Source organism: Allobosea sp. TBD101 (assembly GCF_059817965.1).
Window position 1 is genome coordinate 4,418,936 of the sequence record NZ_CM187543.1, and the last position, 21,008, is coordinate 4,439,943.

Here is a 21,008-nt window from a genome sequence, read left to right on the forward strand (position 1 = left end):
AAACGAAAGGGAAAAGCGGCAGCGGACGGCGAGCTTGAGCGTCGCTAGACCGGGACCTTGAACTCGGTCGCGAAGGCAGCGAGCTGCGAGCGCAGACTGGTGGCACCTTCCGGCGAGGCGAGCATCCAGTCCATGCGCTCGCGCAGCTTGCCCGTATCGAGCGCGCGCAGCATCGCCTTCACCGGCCCGATCGAGGCCGCCGACATCGAGAAGCCGCGATAGCCCAGCCCGATCAGGGCCATCGTCTCCAGCGGCTTGCCACCCATCTCGCCGCAGACGGTGACAGGGCAGCCGGTCTCGGCCGCCGCCTCGATGATGCGCCGGAGGGCGCGAAGCGGGCCGACGCCGAGCGGATCGAAGCGATCGGCGACGCGCTTGTTCTCGCGATCGGCGGCGAAGAGGAACTGCATGAGGTCGTTGGTGCCGATCGAAAGGAAATCGGCCTCGCGGGCGATCTCGGGCAATTCGAAGAGCAGCGAGGGCACTTCGACCATGACCCCGACGCGCAGGTCGCGCGGCGGCGTGACGCCCTGCTTCTCCAGCATCACCTGCTCGCGGCGGATGATCATGCGGGCGCGGCGGAATTCCTCGGTGGTCGCGACCATCGGCAGCATGATCTTGAGGTCGCGGCCGGCGCCGGCCCGCAACATCGCACGCACCTGCGCCCGCAGCAGCCGCGGCTTGTCGAGGCCGATGCGGATCGCGCGCCAGCCGAGCGCCGGGTTTTCCTCCTCGACCCGCTCCATGTAGGGCAGCACCTTGTCGCCGCCGATATCGAGCGTGCGGAAGGTGACGGGCAATTCCGCCGCGGCCTCCAGAACGGCAGCATAGAGCGCCTGCTGCTCGGCGGTGGTCGGCATGTGCTGCGCCACCATGAACTGCAATTCGGTGCGGAACAGGCCGATCCCGGAGGCGGCCGTCGCCTCGATATTCGGCATGTCGACGATCAGGCCCGCATTGATCTGCAAGGTGATGTCGACCCCGTCGCGGGTGATCGCCGGGAGTTCCTTGAGCTTCTGGTACTGCTTCTGCTTGCGGGCGCGCAGCCGAGCCTTGTCCTTGTAGGCGTTCTCGACGTCGGGCTGCGGGCGGATTTGCACTTCGCCGGCCTGACCGTCGACGATGATGGCATCGCCCGCCTCGACCAGCGCCGTCGCGTTGACGACCTCGCCGACGGCGGGAATGCCGAGCGCGCGCGCGACGATGGCGATATGGCTGGTCGGCCCGCCCTCTTCCAGCACGAGCCCGCGCAGATGGGCGCGGTCGTAGTCCAGCAGCGCCGCCGGCCCCATCGAGCGGGCGACGAGGATGGCGTTCTCCGGCAGGTTCTCGCGGGCGACGCCGTTCGCCTTGCCGACCAGCGTGCGCAGCAGACGGTTGGCGAGATCGTCGAGATCATGCAGCCGCTCGCGCAGATAGGGGTCGGTCTGGCGCAGCATCTTGGCGCGCGTGTCGGACTGGACGCGCTCGACCGCCGCCTCGGCGGTGAGGCCCGTCAGCACGACCTCGCGCATGCGGCGCAGCCAGCCCTGGTCGTGGGCGAACATGCGGAAGGTCTCGAGCACGTCGCGATGCTCGCCGGTATGGGCGACGTCGCCGCGCTCGACCAGCTCGTCGATCGAGGCGCGCATCTCGCCGATCGCGGCTTCGAGACGGCCGACCTCGGCCGCCGGATTCTCGGCGATGAGATTGGTGATCGCGACGCGCGGCTCGTGCAGCACGACATGGCCGAGGCCGACACCATCGGCCAGCGCCACGCCGACCCCGTGGATCGGCCGGTCGAGGCCGATCGAAGCGCCCGGCGCCGCCAGCGACTTCAGGCCGCCGGCCGCGATCATCTCCGCCATCAGCATGGCGGTGGTCTGGAGCGTCTCGATCTCGTCTTCGGAGTAGAGCCGCGTCGCCCGGTTCTGGATGACGAGCACGCCCATCACAGCGCCGCCGCGCAGGATCGGCACACCGAGGAAGGAGCGATAGACCTCTTCGCCCGTCTCCGGACGGTAGGAGAAGGAGGGATGCGCCTGCGCATCCGACAGCGCCAGCGGCTCGGCCTCGCTCGCGATCAGGCCGACGAGGCCCTCGCCAGCTCGCATGGTGGTGAGGTGGACCGCCTCGCGGTTGAGGCCTTCGGTGGCGTAGAGTTCAAGCGAGCCGTCCTCGCGCAGGACGTAGACCGAGCAGACTTCGGCGACGAGATTGCCGGCGATCAGCACGACGAGCCGGTCCAGCCGCTCCTGCGGGCTGATCGAAGCCGCCATGACCTCGCGGAGACGGCGCAACAGAACGCCCGGTCCTCCGAGAGCGCCTCGCATCGATCTCAGCCCTCCGCCCGCCTCCTCAGCCATCGACGATACGATGCCTGTCCAGACCTGAGTCGCCCGCTCCGACCCTGCTGCCTTCTAGCGACCAAAGACCTTATTCGGCAAGGGCCGCGAACGGGGCACGCAGCATCACCCCAAGAATTCGGTCGTTTCCCTGACCCAAGTGCCAAGTCTCAAGGTCGCACCAGGGCGAGATAAGAGCCTGTCGCAGCGCTCCGCTTCCGGCGCGATCCTGCCGACATCTTGCGTACACCGGCTTCCGGAGGCGCCGATGACGCGGCCGATGCCTCGTTCCGGTTGGCCCGCCGCGCGCCGGGGCGCGGCTCCTTGCGTGTTCCCTCGACGGCCGCAGCGTCGCTGGCTGCGCCCTCTCCCGCCAATGCCGCGAGATATTGGCGCGTCCACCAGTCGATATCGGTCGCGGCGATGACGGCATAGAGGCGCTCGAAGCGGCGGATGCGCTCGGTCTTCGGCATGGCGAGCGCGGTGCGGATCGCCTCCGCCACCTCATGGGAATCGAAGGGATTGACGATCAGCGCCTCGCCCATCTGCTGGGCGGCGCCGGCAAAGCGCGAGAGCACGAGCACGCCGGGATCGGCCGGGTCCTGCGCCGCGATGTATTCCTTGGCGACGAGATTCATGCCGTCGCGCATCGGCGTGACCAACCCGACCTGGGCGCGGCGATAGAAGCCGGCCAGCGCCTTGCGCGAATAGGCCTTCTTGACCACGCGGATCGGCGTCCAGTCGAACTCGCCGAGCTGGGCGTTGAGGCGCCCGGCAACCTCGTCGGATTGACGGTCGAGATCGGCATATTCCGGGACATCGCTGCGCGAGGGCGGTGCGATCTGCAACAGGCTGACGCGGCCACGCTCCTCGGGATGGTCGCGCAGGAACTCCCCGAAGGCTTCCAGGCGCTGCACGATGCCCTTGGAATAATCGAGCCGGTCGACGCCGATGACGAGCTTGCGTTCGCCGAGCGATTCCCGCGTAGCGCGCAAGGGTGTCGCCGCCTGGCGCACGGAAGCGGCAGCGAGCTTGCGGAAGCCCTCGACATCGATTCCGATCGGAAAGGTCTGCACGGAAGTCTCACGCGTGCCCAGCTTGACGCGTTGTCCGTCCGAGCGGGCGCCGCAGAGCGAAACCAGCCCGCCGATCAGGTTGCGGGCGTCGCCTTCGGTCTGCATGCCGACGAGGTCATAGGCGGCCATGGTGCGGATCAGGGTCGCGCTGAAGGGCAAGGCGCCGATGACATCGGCCGCCGGCCAGGGGATGTGATGGAAATAGCCGATCCGGTTGGTGATGCCGCGCCGGCGCAGCTCCGCCGCCAGCGGGATCAGGTGGTAATCGTGGATCCAGATGAGGTCGTCGGGCTTGATCAGCCCTGCGAGCGCACGGGCGAAGCGGCGGTTGACGCCGAGATAGCCCGTGTAATCGCTGCGCTGGAACTCGGTGAGGCCGAGCCGGTAATGCATCAGCGGCCAGAGCGCCCGGTTCGAGAAACCGAGATAATAGCTCTGGCGCTCGGCCTCGCTGAGATCGGTCACGGCATAGGTGACATTGCCGTGTTCGACCTGCCGGATCTGCGTCGGAGCGCCCTCGCTCACAGCCCCGCTCCAGCCGAACCACAGGCCGCCCCGCTGCTCCAGCGCCTCGCGCAAGGCGACTGCCAGTCCGCCTGCCATCACCTTTTCATGACGATCGGGAATCGTGACCCGGTTGGAAACGACGACAAGGCGCATGGACGAGCATTCTCCGACAGGGGCCGCCCGCATTTCGCCATCGGCGGCAGGAACAGAACGCTTCCGAAAGCGTAATGTTTCCGTGGTGCGGACGCGGTCACATGGCAGCGCGATGGCAGCCGTGCGGTGAAATCGTGACAACCATGGTAGGCTTTCGACAGATCGAGACAACCCCTCGACCCCAATTTTCGACACGGCGACGACCATTCGATAAGACAGGAAAGGATATCCCTGGCTGCGCGGCCGCTCTTCTGCCTCCTTCTCTGCCCAAATACGAGATGATGACGACCTTGATCGAACCCCACATCGCCACAGGCTCTCACGAGATCGATTCCGCGGATCGCGAAATCGCTCTGTTCCTCGACTTTGACGGAACGCTGGTGGAAATCGCCCCCTCGCCGGAGGATGTCCATCTCGACCGGCGGGTGGCTCCGGCACTGACCGTGCTGCGCGCGCAGCTCGGCGGCGCGCTGGCGCTCGTCTCGGGGCGCCCGATCGGCTTTCTCGACGAGATGCTGGCCCCGCACCGCTTCGACATCGCCGGACTGCACGGCGCCCAGATCCGCGCCGACGGCGAAATCCGCTCGCAGGCCGACACCCATGAAGGCATGCGCGCGGCGCTGCGCGATCTCGTCCGCTTCGCCAACAGCCATGTCGGCATCATCGTCGAGGACAAGCGCATCTCCGGCGCGCTGCACTGGCGCCTAGCCCCCGCGCTGGAGGAAGAGGCCCTGGTCTTGATCCGTGGCATCGCCGCGCGGATGGGGCCGGGCATGCGCCTGCAGGAAGGCAAGGCCGTCGCGGAACTCGTGCCGGCCGGCGCCAGCAAGGGCAGCGCCATCGCCTGGCTGATGGCGACGCCGACCTATGCCGGCCGCCAGCCGGTCTTCATCGGCGACGACATCACCGACGAGGGCGGGTTCGAGGCCGTCAATGCGATGGGCGGCGTCTCCGTGCGCATCGGCGCGGATCGCGAGAGCCATGCCACCTGCCGGCTCGCCTCACCGACAGCGCTCCGGCACATCCTTCTCGAAGCCGCCGAAAGCGGCCATCTTTCCGCTGCCAGCTTCAAGCAGGACTGACCGACCATGACCGTTACGACCTCGACCGCGGGGCATCACTCCGCCTCGCTCGACCTCGGCGTGATCGGCAATTGCTCGATCGCCGCTCTCATCGACCGCCGCGCCCGCATCGTCTGGGGCTGCTTCCCGCGCTTCGACCGCGACCCTGTGTTCTGCTCGCTGATCGACAACCGGGGCGAAGACGGCGACGACGAGCCTGAAAAGGGGTTCTTCGGCATCGAACTCGTCGGCATGACCCGTTGCGAGCAGGGCTATCTCGACAACACCGCGATCCTCTCCTCCGTGCTCTCCGACGATCAGGGCAATGCGATCGAGATCCTCGACTTCGCACCGCGCTTCGTGCGCTACGAGCGCTTCTTTCGACCGCCGCAGCTGGTGCGCCGCGTTCGCCGCGTCTCCGGCCGGCCGCGCATCCGCGTACTGGTCAAGCCTTGCCTCGGCATCGGCGAGGAGCCCGACGAGATCACGCGCGGCTCCAACCATGTCCGCTATGTCGGCGCCGACCAGACGATCCGGCTGACGACCAATGCGCCGCTCTCCTATGTCGTCGAAGGCACGCCCTTCGCCGTCGACCAATCCTATTCCTTCTTCATCGGCTCGGACGAGGCGTTGCGCGCCGAGATCGAGACGACCTCGCGCGAATTCCTCGACAAGACCACCGATTACTGGCGCGACTGGGTGCGCTCGCTCTCGATCCCCTTCGAGTACCAGAAGGAGGTGATCCGGGCCGCAATCACGCTGAAGCTCTGTTCCTTCGAGGAGACCGGCGCGATCGTCGCGGCACTCACGACCTCGATCCCGGAAGCGCCGGGGACGCAGCGCAACTGGGATTATCGCTATTGCTGGCTGCGCGACGCCTATTTCGTCGTCCATGCGCTGAACCGACTCGGCACGACGCGGACGATGGAGGATTATCTCAGCTTCATCACCAATATCGTCGACACCTTCTCCGAAAGCGGCGCCGAGCACCTGCCGCCGCTCTATCCGATCACGCGCGGCGGCTCGCTCACCGAGTTCGAGGCCCGCAACCTGTCAGGCTATCGCGGACACAAGCCGGTGCGATTCGGCAACGGTGCGGCGACGCAGATCCAGAACGATGGCTACGGAGCGGTCGTGCTGGCGGCGACACATTCCTTCTTCGACCGGCGCCTGATTCAGCCGGGCAAGGAGGCCTTGTTCGGACAGCTCGAACGCATGGGCGAACTCGCCATCGCCTATTTCGACAAGCCCGATGCCGGCCCCTGGGAACTGCGCGAGAAGGAGGCCGTGCATTCCTTCTCCAGCGTAATGTGCTGGACGGCCTGCGACCGGCTTGCCCGCATCGCCGGCACGCTCGGGCGCGCCGATCGCAAGGAATTCTGGAAGGGTGAGGCCAAGCGCCTGAAGGCCACCATCGCCGAGCAGATCTGGAACGAGACGAAGGGGCATTTCGTCTCGACCTTCGGCGGAGAAGACCTCGACGCCACCCTGCTGCTGCTGGCCGAGCTCGGCTTCGTCAAGCCGGACGATGCCCGCTTCGTCGCGACCGTCGAGGCGATCGGCCGCGATCTGAAGCGCGGCGACCTACTGCTGCGCTACGCCACGCAGGACGATTTCGGCTACATGCATACCGGCTTCCTGATCTGCGCCTTCTGGTATGTCGATGCGCTCAACGCGATCGGGCGCAGCGAGGAGGCGAAGGAGCTGTTCGGACGCATCCTGCAGCGACGCAACAGCTTCGGCCTGCTCTCGGAGGATGCCGACCTGAAGACCGGCGAGCTCTGGGGGAATTTCCCGCAGACCTATTCGCATGTCGGCCTCATCAACTGCGCGATGCGGTTGAGCCGCGACTGGGAAGAGGCGTTCTGAGGTCCGAGGGCACCCGCCCTTCTCCCCTTGCGGGAGAAGGTGGCAGCGCGAAGCGCTGACGGATGAGGGCGCGCGCCGAACTTGCCAGTAGGATGTTCGGCTCACGATCGGCGTCGCGAGACCCCTCACCCTAACCCTCTCCCGCAAGGGGAGAGGGGATATGGCGTGCCCGGCAAAAGCAGTCTGCCCTCACTCCACCCTGGCGGCCGCGCGCATCACCGCCAGCGCGAGCACCTGCGCCGCCGGGACGATGCTCTCGACCTCGAGGAATTCGTCCGGGGTATGGGCCATGCCGCCGATCGGGCCGACGCTGCACAAGGTCGGGGTGCCCTGCGCGGCGGTGAAGCCGGAATCGGCGCAGCCGCCGGTGAACTCTGCGGTGACGCCGATGCCGAAGGCGGCGGCCGCCTCGCGATAGGTGTCGTAGAGCGCAGCCGATTCCGAGGAGCGCTCCAGCGGCAGGAACTCGCCCTTGATCGAGAGCACGGCGCTGGTGCCGGCCACCTCGGGCGCTTCGATGATCGCCTTGATCTTGCCGACCATCTCGTCGCGCTGGGCGGCGGTGACATAGCGCAGGTCAATCTCGCACCAGGCGCTGGGCGCGATGGTGTTGACGGTCTGGCCACCGCCGATCAGGCCGACATTGACGGTGATGCCCTTCTCCAGATCGGTCAGGCCCTGCAGCTTCGGGATCTTGTGGCCGAGATCGACAATGGCCGAGGCGCCTTTCTCGTAGTTCGCGCCGGAATGGGCCGGCTTGCCGGTGAACTCGGCCCGCATGAAGACTCCACCCTTGCGGCCGCTGGTAACCGACTGCTTCTGGTCCTTCGCGAAATCGGTGCCGGCCGGCAGGCGGCTGGGCTCGGCATTGAAGACGCAGCGCGACTCACGTGCGGCAGCCTCGATGACCGGGCGAGAGGATGGCGAGCCGATCTCCTCGTCGCTGGTCGTCAGCATCAGGAGCGGCGCGGCGAGGCCGCCGCATTCGGCGAAAGCCGCGGCGACGAAGGCCGAGATCATCACGCCCGCCTTCATGTCGGCGACACCCGGGCCATAGGCGCGGCCGCCCTTGATGGTGAAGGGCCGGCGCGTCGGCTCGCCCTGTGGGAAGACGGTGTCGCGATGGCCGAGCAGCATGACCGGGCGCTGGTCGTTGGCCGCCGGGTTGGGCAGGCGCGCCCGAACGGCGTCGCCGAAGCGGCTATCCGGCACGATCTCGACCTCGAGGCCGTTCGCCTTGTGGAAGCGCGCGACGACCTCACCGGCGCGATCGACACCAGCCTTGTCGTAGGAGCCCGAGTCGGTGTCGACCAGTTCGCGCAGCAGCGCGACCATGCCTTCCTTGCGGCTCGCCAGCCACTCGGTGACCTTCTTCTCCTCGGGGGTCAGGGCGCTCATCGCTTCACTCGCATTCGTTCCGGATGGGACAATGCGGGTGAGCTTATCGCCATTGCCGGCGGCGGCAACGGCAGACGACGACGGCCATGCCATTCATACGGTGCATGGCCTCGACGGCGCATGACGACCGGCTTGAAAACTCAGGCGATGCCGGCCCACCAGGCGAGGACATACACGAACGTGCCAGCCGCCATCGGCACCAGCGGATTGACCTTGGAACGATAGGTCACCAGCGCCGTCGCGGCCGTGATCGCATAGCCGACGAGACCGGCATCGGCGGCCAGCGTCGCGACCACGCCGCTCGCGAGCATCAGGCCGAGCGCGATCGGCACCAGCGCCAGCGTCATGGTCCGAACTACGCGATGCCCGCCGAAGCGCTGTAGCCCGCGGCTGGAGGCAAGCGCCAGCAGGCAAGAGGGCAGCAGCAGCGCGGTCGTCGCGACCAGGAGGCCGACTGTTCCGGCGACATGCCAGCCGATGATGCTGCCGAGCATGATGTTGGGGCCGGGCGCCGTCTGCGCGATGGCGAAGAGACGCGCGAAGGTCGGCGCATCCATCCAGCCGAGGATCTCGACGACCTGGCGATGGATTTCCGGCACCACCGCATTGGCGCCGCCGATCGCCATCAACGAGATCGTGCCAAAGGTGACAATCAGCTGGAAGAAGACGCCGCGCTCCATCAGGCCCGCCTTGCTCCCAGCGTCGCCGCGGCCAGACCGAGCGGCACCAGCACCAGCAGGGTCGGCAGCATGGGCAGCCGCAGCAGGCCGACCGCGACGAAGGCGGCCGCAGCCATGACCCAGGCCCAGCGCGCGAGGCCGGCCTTGGTCAGCAGCCGTAGCGCCGTTCCAAGAATGAGCCCGGCGGCACTGGCAGCCGCGCCGGTCAACGCGATCTGTGCCAGCGGGTGGCCGGAGACCGCGCCATAGACATTGGCGAGCCCGACGAGGCAAAGGAGCGGCATCGCCATCAGCGCGAAGACGCAGGTCAGGGCACCGATCCCGCCCCTGAAGCGGTCGCCGAGCATCACCGCCGCATTGACCGTGTTGGCGCCGGGCAGCGCCTGGCAGATGCCCATCAATTCGGCATAGCCGCGATCGTCGAGCCAGTTGCGCTCGGTGACGATGATATGGCGCGCGATCGGCCCGACGCCGCCGAAGCCCATCAACCCGATCTTGAGGAAGCCGGTGAACAGGTCCGTCAGACTCGGTCGAGGGGCTTCCGATGCGGTTTCGAGGGTCGACATCCGGACTTGCTAGCGCCGCGATTCCATCGCCATCCGCAGCGCAAAGCCGGCGAGCACCGTCCCCATGATCCAGCGCTGTACCAACGACCAGAAGGGTCGCGTCCGCAAGAACAGCGCGATGCTGCCGGCGGCCGTCGCGATGAGGGCGTTGACGCTGCCGCTGATCGCGATCTGGACGAAGCCGAGCACGACCGACTGGGTCAGCACGTTGCCGGCGGTCGGATCGATGAACTGCGGCAGCAGCGCGAGATAGAACATCGCGATCTTCGGATTGAGCAGGCTGGTCAGGAAGCCCATGGCGAAGAGCTTGCGCGGCCCGTCATGGGGCAAATCGCGGACATGGAAGGGCGAGCTGCCGCCCGGCCGCACCGCCTGCCAGGCGAGCCAGAGCAGATAGGCCGCGCCGCCGAGCCTGAGCACGTCATAGGCATAGGGCACGGCGAAGAGCAGCGCGGTGATGCCGAAGGCGGCGCAGAACATGTAGACGAAGAAGCCGAGGATCACGCCGCCGAGCGAAATCAGGCCGGCGCCCCTGCCCTGCGCGATCGAGCGCGAAATCAGGTAGATCATGTTTGGGCCGGGCGTCAGCACCATGCCGAGCGCGATCAGCGAGAAGGTGATGAGGGTCGTCGTCTCGGGCATGTGAAGCGCTCCGGCGGAACTCAGCGCTTGGACCATGGATCGCGATAGCCGGCAATCGGCTGCGCCATGGGAGCGGCCATGCAAGCCGTTGCTGCGCCGCGTACTCCCGGCATTGCCGCGACGGAACCCGCCGCTTCGCCGGCGGTTGTCTCCTGCAAGCGGATGGGGGGAAGACATGACGCTGTTCAGCCGGGTTCTCTACACGGTCATCGCCTTCGCGCTGCTGGGTGCTTCGATCGTGCTGATCGGCGTCGCGGTCTGGCGGACGTCGCAGGGCTTCTGGACCGGCGAGGGTGCGCTCGACACGATGCTCGACGGGATCGGCCTCGTGATCATCGCGGTGGCGGTCGCCGATGTAGGCAAGTTCCTGTTCGAGGAGGAGGTCATCGCCGACCGCGAGATGCGCCGCCCGGCCGAAGCGCGGGGATCGCTGACCAAGTTCATGTCGATCATGATCGTGGCGCTTTCGCTGGAATCGCTGGTGCTGATCGCCAAGACCTCGCGCGAAACGATGGGCGATGTCGTCTATCCCGGCTTGCTGATGCTGCTCGCCGTATTGGCCCTGATCGGGCTCGGCCTGTTCCAGAAGCTCAGCCAGAACGCCACCGCAGCCGTGCCGCCGGATCGGGAAGACGATGAGGGCGACGAAATCAATGATCGCCCGATCGTGGCTTACAAGCCGATCCCGCGCTCCAAACGCCGGAATGCCTCTCCCGCTGCGGACCCTGCCTAGCGCGGTTCGTCGACGAGGAAGAGATCGGTATCGTCAGGCTTCACACCGGCCGCCGTGAGCATGGCGTGGATCTGGCCGCGATGATGGGTCTGGTGATTGAAAAAATGGACCAGTGCGAAGGCGCGCGGCTTGCCCATCTCGCGACCGGCAGCGCCCGAGTACCAGATCAGCGTGCCGCGCAGCCAATCTGCCGTGACGGTCTCCGCCCAGTCGAGAATGGCCTGGTCGCGCATGCGGCGCCGCGCGCAGAACTGCGCCCAACCCTCGAAATAGACCGCCGAGTCGCGACCGCCGACAGACGGCTTCTCGCTGCCGATGAGGCGGCTGAGCCAGGTCTCGTCGGCCCAGAGGATATGGTTGAAGGTGCCGTGGATCGACTTGAAGAAGGCTCCGCGATCGAGCTTGCGGGCTTCGTCGGTCAATCCGTCCGCCGCCGCCATCAGGCTGCGGTTCTGCCAGGCATTGTAGCGGGCCATGGTCTGGACGAAAGCCGGATCGATCATGGCGGCCTCCTCGTCAGATGACGTTGGCCTCCTTGAGCGGCCGGTTCGCAACGACGCGCTCGTGGCCGAGATCGGCAAGGTCGAGCGAGCGATAGCGGCCATGCGCGATATGCTCGGCAAGCCCACGCCCGACCGCGGGCGATTGCTGCAGACCGTGGCCGGAGAAGCCATTGGCGAGATAGAGATTGGGCATCCCCACCGCCGGGCCGATGATCGCGTTATGGTCGAGCCCGCACATGTCGTAGGGGCCGGCCCAGGCGCGGCCGGGCTTGATCTGCTCGAAGGCCGGGATGCGGGTGGCGAGCGAGGGCCACACCACCTCCTCGAAGAAGCCCCAGTCGACATCCTCGGCGGCGGGGTCGTTCTCGATCCATTCGACATCCTGCTCCGGCGTCAGGGGCGAGCAGCTGCCGATGAAGAGCTGACCTTCCGCCGTGCGCTTGCCCTCCTGCCGGCACCAGGCGCCGGTCGTGTCGATCAGGAGCGGGCAGCCGTCGACATCGCCCTTGCAGGTGAAGGAGAAGACATAGCGCTTCATCGACTTCACGGGGATCGAAACGCCCGCCGTCGCCGCGAGCTTGGCGCCATGGGTGCCGCTGGCGTTGACGACGGCGCCGCAGGCGATGCGGCTGCCATCGGCGAGTTCGACCGCAGTGACGCGGCCGCCTTCCGTGACATAGCCGGCAACCTCGCCCTGCCGGTACTCGACGCCGAGGCTGCGCGCCTTCTTGCGGAACGCCTGGAGCAGCGCCCAGCCATCGAACCAGCCCTCCCCGCTGACGCCGAAGGTGCCGCAGGCGAGATCATCCGTACTGAGCCAGGGGAAGCGCTGCTTCAGCGTCGCGGGGTCGTAGAGCGCGATATCGGCGCCCTCGGAGGCTTGCAGCTTCTGGTTGGCTTCGAGGATCGGCGCGCCGGCCTCGCTGGCGAGATAGAGATAACCGCCCTCATGCAGGTCGATGGCCGGAACCTCGCCATCGACAGCGAGATGCTTCCCGATATTGCGCAGGAAATCGATGCCGAAGAGCGAGATGCGGATATTCACCGCGCTGGAGAACTGCTGGCGGATCGAGGCGGCCGAGAGCGCGGAGGCCGAGAAGCGATAGGTCGGGTCCTTCTCGATCACCACGACCTTGCCGGTGAAGCCGGGATCGGCGGCCAGATGATAGGCGACGGAGGAGCCGATCGCGGCCCCACCGCAGATCACGACATCGGCGCTTTCGGAGACGGGCGGCATGGCAGGCCTCGCGCAGCCGGCTTCGCTGGAAAAGCCGGGTTGGTGAATTTCGCGCATGAATGAACGAGCGCGAGGCGCTTGTCGAGAGGCGGCTTAGCCCGACGGCGCGCATTCCCCGAGCAGCCAGTCGCGGAAGGCGATGACGGTCGGCAGATTGGCCTTCTCCTCGGGATAGACGAGATAGTAGCCCTCCTTGCCGGTCACCGGCCGGTCGATCGGGATGACCAGCGCGCCGGAACGCAACTCCTCCTCGACCAGGAAGCGCGGCACGATCGCAAGTCCGAGCCCCGCGACAGCGGCCTGCGCGATCATGGCGAACTGCTCGAAGCGCGGCCCCATCAGGGCGCGCTCCGGCGCCAGCCCCTGCTGTTCGAGCCAGTTCGCCCAGGCGCGGGGCCGTGTCGATTGCTGGAGCAGCGGCGCCCGCAGCATGTCGGCCGCCTCGGTGATGCCGGCGCGCGCCAGCAGCGAGGGCGCGGCGACGGGTACGACCTCCTCGCCCATCAGACGGTGAAGCCGCGCGCCCGGCCAGTTCTCGGCACCGAAATGCACGGCGGCATCGACCGGCTCGCGGGCGAAGTCAAAGGGTACGAGCCGCGTGGTGAAATTGATGGTGATGCCGGGATGGGCCTCGGTGAAGCGCGGCAGGCGCGGGATCAGCCAGCGCGTGCCGAAGGTCGGCAGGGTCGCGAGATTGAGCACGCCGGCCGCACCGCGAAAGGCCATGGCGGAGACGGTCGCCGCCGCGAGCCGGGACAGGCCGTCGCGGATGTCGTTGGCATAGGCCGCGCCGGCCGCCGTCAGGCTGACACGCTTCTTGACCCGCTCGAACAGGCTGACGCCGAGCACCTTTTCGAGATGCGCGACCTGCCGGCTGACCGCGCCCTGCGTCAGGTTCAGCTCCTCTGCCGCACGCGTGAAACTGCCATGCCGGGCCGCCGCCTCGAAGGCGGCGAGCGCGGAGAGCGAGGGCACCGACAAGCGGCCGGGAACGAGCGCATCATCCATGAAAAATTCTCATCAAGTGGTGAGAACATATCGGTTGCCGTCACGCCATGAAAGAGGGCATTGTTCCGGCCTCAAGCGCGGCGGCCTCCGGTTACCGCGCTTTTATGTCATGCGCCCTAGGGCACGCGCCCTTTGGCTCCCGCTCGCGACCGCTGGAAGACACAGATGGCCACATCCCTGCCGAAAGACACGCTCGCCCTGCTCAAGCGCCTCGGCGTCTCTGAAAGCGCCTATGCCGATGCCGGCCTCTCGGCCGGCTCGCCGATCACCGGTGAGACCGTCGTGACCCTGCGCGAGACCTCGCCGGCCGAGGCCGAGGCCGCGATCGGCCGGGCCCAGTCCGCCTATCTCGCCTGGCGCAAGGTGCCGGCGCCGCGCCGCGGCGAGTTCGTCCGCCTGCTCGGCGAGGAGCTGCGCGCCGCCAAGACCGACCTCGGCCTGCTGGTGACGCTCGAAGCCGGCAAGGTCACTTCCGAGGGCCTCGGCGAGGTCCAGGAGATGATCGACATCTGCGACTTCGCCGTCGGCCTGTCGCGCCAGCTCTACGGCCTGACCATCGCCACCGAGCGCCCGAACCATCGCATGATGGAGACCTGGCATCCGATCGGCGTCGTGGGCGTGATCTCGGCCTTCAACTTCCCGGTCGCGGTCTGGTGCTGGAACGCGGCGCTCGCCTTCGTCTGCGGCGACAGCGTCGTCTGGAAGCCCTCCGAGAAGACCCCGCTCACCGCGCTCGCTGTGCAGGCCATCGTCGAGAAGACGATGAAGCGCTTCGGGCCGGAAGCTCCGATCGGCCTCTCCGAGGTACTGGTCGGCGGCCGCGAGCTCGGCGACATCCTGGTCCAGGACCATCGCGTTCCGGTCGTCTCGGCCACGGGCTCGACCCGCATGGGCAAGGAAGTCGGCCAGAAGCTGGCAGCGCGCTTCGCCCGCGCCATCCTCGAGCTCGGCGGCAACAACGCCGCGATCGTCGCCCCCTCGGCCGATCTCGACCTCGCGCTGCGCGGCATCGCCTTCGCGGCGATGGGCACCGCCGGCCAGCGCTGCACCACGCTGCGCCGCCTGATCGTGCATGAAAGCGTCTATGACGCGCTCGTGCCGAAGCTCGCCAAGGTCTACGGCTCCGTGAAGATCGGCGATCCCCGCGAGGCCGGCGTGCTGGTCGGCCCGCTGGTCGACGAGGCCGCCTATCAGGGCATGCAGAAGGCGCTCTCCGAGGCCAAGGCCGAGGGCGGCAAGGTTCATGGCGGCGAGAAAGTCGATGTCGGCGCTGGTGGCTTCTATGTCCGCCCTGCGCTGGTCGAGATGCCCAGGCAGTGCGGCCCGGTCGAGCGCGAGACCTTCGCGCCCATCCTCTATGTCATGAAGTACTCGTCCATCGACGAGGCGATCGCGATCCAGAACGCCGTCGGCGCCGGCCTGTCCTCCTCGATCTTCACGCTGAACATGCGCGAGGCCGAACTCTTCGTCTCGGACGAGGGTTCGGATTGCGGCATCGCCAACGTCAATATCGGCCCTTCGGGCGCCGAGATCGGCGGCGCGTTCGGCGGCGAGAAGGAGACCGGCGGCGGCCGCGAGGCCGGATCGGATGCCTGGAAGGCCTATATGCGCCGCGCCACCAACACGCTGAATTACGGCACCACCCTGCCGCTGGCGCAGGGCGTCAGCTTCGACGTGGATGCGTGATCGGTAGGATCTAACAACATCCGCGCCGTCATCCCGGCCGGAGCGAAGCGCAGAGCCGGGATCCATGCCTGAACCGTTCAGGAATGGATCCCGGGTCTCCCTCCGGTCGCCCGGGATGACATCGCAACAGGTTCAAGGGAGACGAACACCATGGCCGGCAGCCACAAGCTCGCGAAGTTCACCTGGGACGATGCCTATCTGCTCGACGAGCAGCTGAACGAGGACGAGCGGCTGATCCGCGACACGGCCCGCGCCTATGCGCAGGAGAAGCTCGCTCCCCGCATCCATGACGCCTATCTCGACGAGAAGACCGATCGTTCGATCTTCAATGAAATGGGCGAGCTCGGCCTGCTCGGCGTCACCGTCCCCGAGGAATACGGCTGCGCCGGCGCCAACTACGTCTCCTACGGGCTCGTCGCCCGCGAGGTCGAGCGCATCGACTCCGGCTACCGCTCGATGATGTCGGTGCAGTCCTCGCTGGTAATGTACCCGATCTATGCCTATGGCAGCGAGGAGCAGCGCAAGAAGTACCTGCCGAAGCTGGGCTCCGGCGAATGGGTCGGCTGCTTCGGCCTCACCGAGCCGGATGCCGGCTCCGACCCTGGCGGCATGAAGACCCGCGCCGAGAAGGTCGCCGACGGCTACAAGCTGACGGGATCCAAGATGTGGATCTCGAACTCGCCGATCGCCGACGTCTTCGTCGTCTGGGCGAAATCGGCTGCGCATGACAACCAGATCCGCGGCTTCATCCTCGACAAGGGCATGAAGGGCCTCTCCGCGCCGAAGATCGGTGGCAAGCTTTCACTGCGCGCCTCGATCACCGGCGAGGTCGTCATGGACGGCGTCATCGTTCCCGAAGAGAACCTGCTGCCGAACGTCTCGGGGCTCTCCGGCCCGTTTGGCTGCCTCAACCGCGCCCGCTACGGCATCTCCTGGGGCGTGATGGGTGCCGCCGAGGATTGCTTCCACCGCGCGCGCCAGTACGGGCTCGACCGCAAGCAGTTCAACAAGCCGCTGGCCCAGACGCAGCTCTACCAGAAGAAGCTCGCGGACATGCTGACCGAGATCACCCTCGGCTTGCAGGGTAGCTTGCGCGTCGGGCGCCTGCTCGACGACGGCAAGATGGCCCCGGAGATGATCTCGCTGGTCAAGCGCAACAATTGCGGCAAGGCGCTCGACATCGCCCGCCAGGCCCGCGACATGCACGGCGGCAACGGCATCCAGATCGAGTATCAGGTGATGCGCCACGCGGCGAACCTCGAGACGGTGAACACCTACGAGGGCACGCATGACGTCCACGCGCTGATCCTCGGCCGCGCGATCACCGGCCTGCAGGCGTTCTTCTGAGCCCTACCACCCCCCTCCGCGTCATCCCGGGCGACCGCAGGTCGACCCGGGATCCATGCTGGAACATCGCCGTTTGGCGGTCAGGCATGGATCCCGGCTCTCCGCTTCGCTCCGGCCGGGATGACGGCGCGGATCGAGCCTGATGACTTCGACCCCACCGCTTACCGGCCTGCGCGTCCTCGAACTGGCGCGCATCCTCGCAGGTCCCTGGATCGGCCAGCTCCTGGCCGATCTCGGCGCCGATGTCGTCAAGGTCGAGGCGCCCGAGGGCGACGACACCCGCAAATGGGGCCCGCCCTTCGTCGAAGGTACCGGCGACGAACATCTCTCCGCCGCCTATTTCCACGCCGCCAACCGTGGCAAGCGTTCGATCACCGCCGATTTCCGCACAGCCGAGGGGCAGGCATTGGTCAGGCGTCTCGCCGCCCACGCTGACGTCGTGATCGAGAACTTCAAGGTCGGCGGCCTCTCGAAATACGGGCTCGACGCGGCCTCGCTGCGCAAGGAATTCCCGCGGCTGATCTATTGTTCGGTCACCGGCTTCGGGCAGGACGGCCCCTATGCGCCGCGCGCCGGCTACGACTTTCTCGTCCAGGGGATGGGCGGAGCGATGTCGATCACCGGCGAGCCTGCGGGCGCGCCGATGAAGGCGGGCTATGCCGTCGCCGACATCTATACCGGGCTCTATGCCTCGGTCGGCATCCTCTCGGCTTTGCGCCAGCGCGACGCCACCGGCGAGGGCGCGACGCTCGATCTCGCTTTGCTCGACTCGCAGGTCGCGGTGCTCGGCAACCAGGCGATGAACTATCTGGTCGGCGGCAACCCGCCGCCGCGGCTCGGCAACGCCCATCCGAACATCGTGCCCTATGACGTGTTCCCGGTCGCCGACGGCCATATCATCATCGCGACCGGCAATGACGGGCAGTGGCGCAAGCTCTGCGAGGTGCTGGGCGAGCCGGCGCTGGCCGACCATCCCGACTATCTCGACAACAAGTCGCGCGTGAAGAACCGCGTCGCGCTGACGGCGAAGCTGCATCTGCTCTGCCAGCGCCATGCCAAGGCCGATCTGCTCGCCGGGCTGGAGAAGGTCGGTGTGCCCGCCGGCCCGATCAACGATATCGCCGAGGTCTTCGCCGACCCGCAGATCGTCGCGCGCGGCGTCAAGGTCGATCTGCCGAGCGCAGCGGCGAAAGCGGGCAGCATTCCGACCGTCGCCTCGCCGATCGTGATGAACGGCGTGCGACAGGTGGCCGGGCGGCCGAGCCCCCGGCTCGGCGAGCACGCAGACGACATCTTGAACGACCCGGCCTGGGGAGGGCCGCAGCATGGCTAATCGCACTGGCGGGCAGATCCTCGTCGACCAGCTTCTGATCCACGGCGCCACCGACGCCTTCTGCGTGCCGGGCGAGAGCTATCTCGCCGTGCTCGACGCGCTGCACGACGCCTCGATGAAGGTCACCATCTGCCGCGCCGAAGGCGGCGCCTGCATGATGGCGGAAGCCGCCGGCAAGCTCACCGGCAAGCCCGGCATCTGCTTCGTGACGCGCGGCCCCGGCGCCACCAACGCCTCGCCCGGCATCCATATCGCCGACCAGGATTCGACGCCGCTGATCCTCTTCGTCGGCCAGATCGACGGCAGCATGCGCGAGCGCGAGGCCTTCCAGGAGCTCGACTACCGCGCCGTCTTCGGCACCATGACCAAATGGGCGACCGAGATCGACGATGCCGCGCGCATCCCGGAGATCATCAGCCGCGCCTTCCATGTCGCGACCTCCGGCCGCCCCGGCCCGGTCGTGATCGCGCTGCCCGAGGACGTGCTGACCGACCTCGCCGACGTCGCCGACGCCGAGCCCTATCAGATCACCGAGCAGCACCCTGCCCCGGCGCAGATGGCCGATCTCGCCAAGCGCCTCGCCGCAGCGAAGTCGCCGATCGCGATCCTCGGCGGCTCGCGCTGGAGCCCGGAGGCGATCGCCGATTTCCAGGCCTTCGCCGAGCGCTTCGACCTGCCGGTCGCAGTCTCGTTCCGCCGGCAGATGCTGTTCTCGGCCGATCATGCGAACTTCGCCGGGGATCTCGGCATCGGCCCGAACCCGAAGCTGCTCGCCCGCATCAAGGAGAGCGACCTCGTCCTGCTGGTCGGCGGGCGTCTCTCGGAGATGCCGAGCCAGTCCTACACGCTGTTCGGCATTCCCAATCCGGGCCGGCCGCTGGTCCATGTCCATGCCGATCCGGAAGAGCTTGGCCGGGTCTACCGCCCGACGCTGGCGATCAATGCTTCGCCCGCCGGCTTCTGCGCCGCGCTCGAGGCGATCGAGCCGCCCAAGGCTCCCGCCTGGAAGGGCGCTGGCGCTGCCGCGCATGAAGCCTATATCGCCTGGAGCGAGCAGCCGGCGCCCGTGCCCGGCGAGTTCCACCCCGGCGAGATGGTGCGCTGGCTGCGCAGCCAACTCCCCGACGACGCCATCATGTGCAACGGCGCCGGCAATTACGCGACCTGGGTGCACCGCTTCCACCGCTTCAACAAATTCGCGACGCAGCTCGCGCCGACCTGCGGCTCGATGGGCTATGGCGTGCCGGCCGCGATCGGCGCCAAGCGGATTTTCCCGGACAGAACGGTGATCGCCTTTGCGGGCGACGGCTGCTTCCTGATGAACGGCCAGGATTTCGCGACGGCCGTGCAATACGACCTTCCCGTCATCGTCGTCGTCGTCGACAACGGCATGTACGGCACGATCCGCATGCATCAGGAGCGCGAATATCCCGGCCGCGTCTCGGCGACGACGCTGAAGAACCCGGATTTCGCGGCCTATGCCAAGGCCTTCGGCGGCCATGGCGAGCGCGTCGAGAAGACCTCGGAATTCGCGCCGGCCTTCGAGCGCGCGGTGAAGAGCGGCAAGCCCGCGATCATCCACTGCCTGCTCGATCCCGAGGCGATCACCCCGGCGAAGTCGCTCTCGACGATCCGTGCCGAGGCTTTCGCGGCTCAAGCTAAAAAGTAAACGCCCCGGACGAGAATCTTAACCTCGTCCGTGAACCTGAACCGAACCTTTCGCGACCATTGAGCGTTGAGCTGATGGTAGCGGAGGGCAAGGCGATGGCACGCAACGGGATGGCGCGGTTCGGACTCGCGGCGGCGCTCCTTATGGCGGCCGCGCCTGCGGCGGAAGCTGCCGGCCTGTTCGACGATCTCGCTCGCGCGCTGTTCGGTGGCGGGCCGCGTCTGCGGGCCTCTCCGATCTACGAATATGACGACGAGCCGCGCGTGCGGGCGCCGCGTGCGCGGGCGCCGGAGGCGTCCTCGAAGCCCAAACCGCCCGTCGTCCAGCTCGATCCCCAGGCCGACAAGCAGTGGTATCTGAAGGACCCGACGCTGCGGCGCGGCGATATCGTCGTCACGGCCCGCGGCGTGCTGGTTTATCAGGGCCGTGATGCCGATGCCTCGCGCGCCGCCGATTTTGTCGCGCTCGGCGGCAGCGATTCCAAGGGCTGGAAACAGCAATTGCAGTCGGCAGCAGCCGGCGGGCGGGCCCGCTTCAACGACCTCAGCACGCCGGCCAAGCCGGCTGTTACGGCCGAAGCGGCCGAGTAGGCCGCAGCCGAATTCAGCGCGATTTCACGCCGTCGAAGGTCGAGCGGATCGCACGCGCCAGCGCGATCGCAGCCCAGCCCTGGAAGATCAGCTCGATCGCGAAGAAGGTGCCGAGCACCCAGACGCTCGAGCCCGGCCATTGCGCCAGGATCATGCCACCGAGCAGCAGCGACAGCGCACCCGACAGTGCCAGCCATCGCCAAGCCGGCAGCTCCCGGTTCTGGAAGGCGACGACCAGGCGCAACACGCCGGTCGCGACCAGGGCAGCGCCGGCCAGCAGCGTCAGCGAGGCCGTGGCGAGAAGCGGATTGGCGAAGGTCATCAGGCCGACCGCGACATAGAGCAGGCCGATGAGAATGTGCAGCACGCGGCTCTTCCAGCCCTGATGCCGGAAGGCGTCGATCAGCACGACGACGCCGCCGACGAGGATCATCGCCCCGAACCAGATCGCGCTGGCGAGGCTGAGCATCGCGACAGCACCGAGCCCGACGATGCCGAGGATAACGAGGGCGATGCCGGCCGCCATCAGCCAGCCCGAATTGCGCCGGAGCGGGACGAGATGGGTGGCGAGCGAGGAGCCCGGACGGGGCGCGGATTCTGCAGGCGTGGTCATGGCCGACTCCGGT

18 protein-coding genes are annotated in these 21,008 nt (G+C 67.5%); 8 read left to right on the plus strand and 10 right to left on the minus strand.

What is annotated here, in order from left to right:
- Window positions 1–44: 44 nt before the first annotated feature.
- Window positions 45–2,312, minus strand: a complete 2,268-nt coding sequence (gene ptsP / locus AC6RIC_RS21545; RefSeq protein ID WP_454658058.1) for a phosphoenolpyruvate--protein phosphotransferase — start codon at window positions 2,310–2,312, stop codon at window positions 45–47.
- A gap of 182 nt (window positions 2,313–2,494) precedes the next feature.
- Entirely contained in the window at window positions 2,495–4,060 is a 1,566-nt protein-coding gene (locus AC6RIC_RS21550) for an alpha,alpha-trehalose-phosphate synthase (UDP-forming) (RefSeq protein WP_499733847.1), read from the minus strand.
- A gap of 290 nt (window positions 4,061–4,350) precedes the next feature.
- On the opposite strand from AC6RIC_RS21550, the gene otsB reads away from it, so the two are divergent.
- Window positions 4,351–5,142, plus strand: a complete 792-nt coding sequence (gene otsB / locus AC6RIC_RS21555; protein WP_499733848.1) for a trehalose-phosphatase — start codon at window positions 4,351–4,353, stop codon at window positions 5,140–5,142.
- 6 nt (window positions 5,143–5,148) lie between these two features.
- The gene (locus tag AC6RIC_RS21560) at window positions 5,149–6,990 is read left to right on the plus strand and encodes a glycoside hydrolase family 15 protein (protein ID WP_499733849.1); all 1,842 of its coding nucleotides are present in this window, start codon (window positions 5,149–5,151) and stop codon (window positions 6,988–6,990) included.
- Window positions 6,991–7,179: 189 nt separating this feature from the next.
- Here AC6RIC_RS21560 and AC6RIC_RS21565 read toward each other — a convergent pair whose 3' ends face one another.
- The 4 genes from AC6RIC_RS21565 to AC6RIC_RS21580 all read right to left on the minus strand — a co-directional run bounded on the left by AC6RIC_RS21565 (window position 7,180) and on the right by AC6RIC_RS21580 (window position 10,276).
- Window positions 7,180–8,388 carry a M20 family metallopeptidase gene (locus tag AC6RIC_RS21565; RefSeq protein WP_499733850.1) on the minus strand — a complete coding sequence of 403 codons (1,209 nt, stop codon included), beginning with the start codon at window positions 8,386–8,388 and terminating at the stop codon, window positions 7,180–7,182.
- A 140-nt stretch (window positions 8,389–8,528) separates the two neighbouring features.
- Entirely contained in the window at window positions 8,529–9,068 is a 540-nt protein-coding gene (locus tag AC6RIC_RS21570; RefSeq protein ID WP_499733851.1) for a chromate transporter, read from the minus strand.
- On the minus strand, window positions 9,068–9,634 hold the full coding sequence (locus tag AC6RIC_RS21575; protein WP_499733852.1) for a chromate transporter: 567 nt from the start codon (window positions 9,632–9,634) through the stop codon (window positions 9,068–9,070). Before AC6RIC_RS21575 ends, AC6RIC_RS21570 begins: the two co-directional genes overlap by 1 nt.
- Window positions 9,635–9,643: 9 nt before the next feature.
- Window positions 9,644–10,276 carry a LysE family translocator gene (locus AC6RIC_RS21580; protein ID WP_499733853.1) on the minus strand — a complete coding sequence of 211 codons (633 nt, stop codon included), beginning with the start codon at window positions 10,274–10,276 and terminating at the stop codon, window positions 9,644–9,646.
- 175 nt (window positions 10,277–10,451) lie between these two features.
- Here AC6RIC_RS21580 and AC6RIC_RS21585 point away from each other — a divergent pair, with 175 nt between their 5' ends.
- On the plus strand, window positions 10,452–11,009 hold the full coding sequence (locus AC6RIC_RS21585; RefSeq protein ID WP_499733854.1) for a GNAT family acetyltransferase: 558 nt from the start codon (window positions 10,452–10,454) through the stop codon (window positions 11,007–11,009).
- On the opposite strand, the gene AC6RIC_RS21590 is transcribed toward AC6RIC_RS21585, so the two are convergent.
- From AC6RIC_RS21590 to AC6RIC_RS21600, 3 genes are all read right to left on the minus strand, one after another.
- Window positions 11,006–11,512 (minus strand): DinB family protein, encoded by a 507-nt coding sequence (locus tag AC6RIC_RS21590; RefSeq protein ID WP_499733855.1) that lies wholly within the window; start codon window positions 11,510–11,512, stop codon window positions 11,006–11,008. The two genes, AC6RIC_RS21585 and AC6RIC_RS21590, sit on opposite strands and share 4 nt — an antisense overlap.
- 13 nt (window positions 11,513–11,525) lie before the next feature.
- The gene (locus tag AC6RIC_RS21595) at window positions 11,526–12,749 is read right to left on the minus strand and encodes an NAD(P)/FAD-dependent oxidoreductase (protein ID WP_499733856.1); all 1,224 of its coding nucleotides are present in this window, start codon (window positions 12,747–12,749) and stop codon (window positions 11,526–11,528) included.
- Window positions 12,750–12,842: 93 nt separating this feature from the next.
- Window positions 12,843–13,757: a LysR family transcriptional regulator gene (locus AC6RIC_RS21600; RefSeq protein WP_454658070.1), complete on the minus strand. Its 915-nt coding sequence runs from the start codon at window positions 13,755–13,757 to the stop codon at window positions 12,843–12,845.
- A 165-nt stretch (window positions 13,758–13,922) separates the two neighbouring features.
- Here AC6RIC_RS21600 and amaB point away from each other — a divergent pair, with 165 nt between their 5' ends.
- The 5 genes from amaB to AC6RIC_RS21625 all read left to right on the plus strand — a co-directional run bounded on the left by amaB (window position 13,923) and on the right by AC6RIC_RS21625 (window position 20,382).
- Window positions 13,923–15,443 carry an L-piperidine-6-carboxylate dehydrogenase gene (amaB, locus tag AC6RIC_RS21605; protein WP_499733857.1) on the plus strand — a complete coding sequence of 507 codons (1,521 nt, stop codon included), beginning with the start codon at window positions 13,923–13,925 and terminating at the stop codon, window positions 15,441–15,443.
- Window positions 15,444–15,593: 150 nt separating this feature from the next.
- A complete protein-coding gene (locus AC6RIC_RS21610) occupies window positions 15,594–16,790 on the plus strand; it encodes an acyl-CoA dehydrogenase (protein WP_454658072.1) in 1,197 nt (398 codons plus the stop codon).
- Window positions 16,791–16,932: 142 nt separating this feature from the next.
- The gene (locus AC6RIC_RS21615; protein ID WP_499733858.1) at window positions 16,933–18,123 is read left to right on the plus strand and encodes a CaiB/BaiF CoA transferase family protein; all 1,191 of its coding nucleotides are present in this window, start codon (window positions 16,933–16,935) and stop codon (window positions 18,121–18,123) included.
- Window positions 18,116–19,792, plus strand: a complete 1,677-nt coding sequence (locus AC6RIC_RS21620) for a thiamine pyrophosphate-binding protein (protein WP_499733859.1) — start codon at window positions 18,116–18,118, stop codon at window positions 19,790–19,792. The genes AC6RIC_RS21615 and AC6RIC_RS21620 overlap by 8 nt, the downstream gene beginning before the upstream one ends.
- Before the next feature lie 95 nt (window positions 19,793–19,887).
- The gene (locus tag AC6RIC_RS21625; RefSeq protein ID WP_499733860.1) at window positions 19,888–20,382 is read left to right on the plus strand and encodes a hypothetical protein; all 495 of its coding nucleotides are present in this window, start codon (window positions 19,888–19,890) and stop codon (window positions 20,380–20,382) included.
- A 13-nt stretch (window positions 20,383–20,395) separates the two neighbouring features.
- Here AC6RIC_RS21625 and AC6RIC_RS21630 read toward each other — a convergent pair whose 3' ends face one another.
- Window positions 20,396–20,995, minus strand: coding sequence for an HdeD family acid-resistance protein (locus AC6RIC_RS21630; protein ID WP_454658076.1), 600 nt, complete (start codon window positions 20,993–20,995; stop codon window positions 20,396–20,398).
- Window positions 20,996–21,008: the final 13 nt, after the last annotated feature.

What these genes read in the sequence shown, in the direction of transcription:
- ptsP (WP_454658058.1), bottom strand. Translation starts at nt 2,312, where the DNA reads ATGCGAGGCGCTCTCGGAGGACCGGGCGTTCTGTTGCGCCGTCTCCGC.
- AC6RIC_RS21550 (WP_499733847.1), bottom strand. Translation starts at nt 4,060, where the DNA reads ATGCGCCTTGTCGTCGTTTCCAACCGGGTCACGATTCCCGATCGTCAT.
- AC6RIC_RS21560 (WP_499733849.1), top strand. Translation starts at nt 5,149, where the DNA reads ATGACCGTTACGACCTCGACCGCGGGGCATCACTCCGCCTCGCTCGAC.
- AC6RIC_RS21565 (WP_499733850.1), bottom strand. Translation starts at nt 8,388, where the DNA reads ATGAGCGCCCTGACCCCCGAGGAGAAGAAGGTCACCGAGTGGCTGGCG.
- AC6RIC_RS21570 (WP_499733851.1), bottom strand. Translation starts at nt 9,068, where the DNA reads ATGGAGCGCGGCGTCTTCTTCCAGCTGATTGTCACCTTTGGCACGATC.
- AC6RIC_RS21575 (WP_499733852.1), bottom strand. Translation starts at nt 9,634, where the DNA reads ATGTCGACCCTCGAAACCGCATCGGAAGCCCCTCGACCGAGTCTGACG.
- AC6RIC_RS21580 (WP_499733853.1), bottom strand. Translation starts at nt 10,276, where the DNA reads ATGCCCGAGACGACGACCCTCATCACCTTCTCGCTGATCGCGCTCGGC.
- AC6RIC_RS21585 (WP_499733854.1), top strand. Translation starts at nt 10,452, where the DNA reads ATGACGCTGTTCAGCCGGGTTCTCTACACGGTCATCGCCTTCGCGCTG.
- AC6RIC_RS21590 (WP_499733855.1), bottom strand. Translation starts at nt 11,512, where the DNA reads ATGATCGATCCGGCTTTCGTCCAGACCATGGCCCGCTACAATGCCTGG.
- AC6RIC_RS21595 (WP_499733856.1), bottom strand. Translation starts at nt 12,749, where the DNA reads ATGCCGCCCGTCTCCGAAAGCGCCGATGTCGTGATCTGCGGTGGGGCC.
- AC6RIC_RS21600 (WP_454658070.1), bottom strand. Translation starts at nt 13,757, where the DNA reads ATGGATGATGCGCTCGTTCCCGGCCGCTTGTCGGTGCCCTCGCTCTCC.
- amaB (WP_499733857.1), top strand. Translation starts at nt 13,923, where the DNA reads ATGGCCACATCCCTGCCGAAAGACACGCTCGCCCTGCTCAAGCGCCTC.
- AC6RIC_RS21610 (WP_454658072.1), top strand. Translation starts at nt 15,594, where the DNA reads ATGGCCGGCAGCCACAAGCTCGCGAAGTTCACCTGGGACGATGCCTAT.
- AC6RIC_RS21615 (WP_499733858.1), top strand. Translation starts at nt 16,933, where the DNA reads ATGACTTCGACCCCACCGCTTACCGGCCTGCGCGTCCTCGAACTGGCG.
- AC6RIC_RS21620 (WP_499733859.1), top strand. Translation starts at nt 18,116, where the DNA reads ATGGCTAATCGCACTGGCGGGCAGATCCTCGTCGACCAGCTTCTGATC.
- AC6RIC_RS21625 (WP_499733860.1), top strand. Translation starts at nt 19,888, where the DNA reads ATGGCACGCAACGGGATGGCGCGGTTCGGACTCGCGGCGGCGCTCCTT.
- AC6RIC_RS21630 (WP_454658076.1), bottom strand. Translation starts at nt 20,995, where the DNA reads ATGACCACGCCTGCAGAATCCGCGCCCCGTCCGGGCTCCTCGCTCGCC.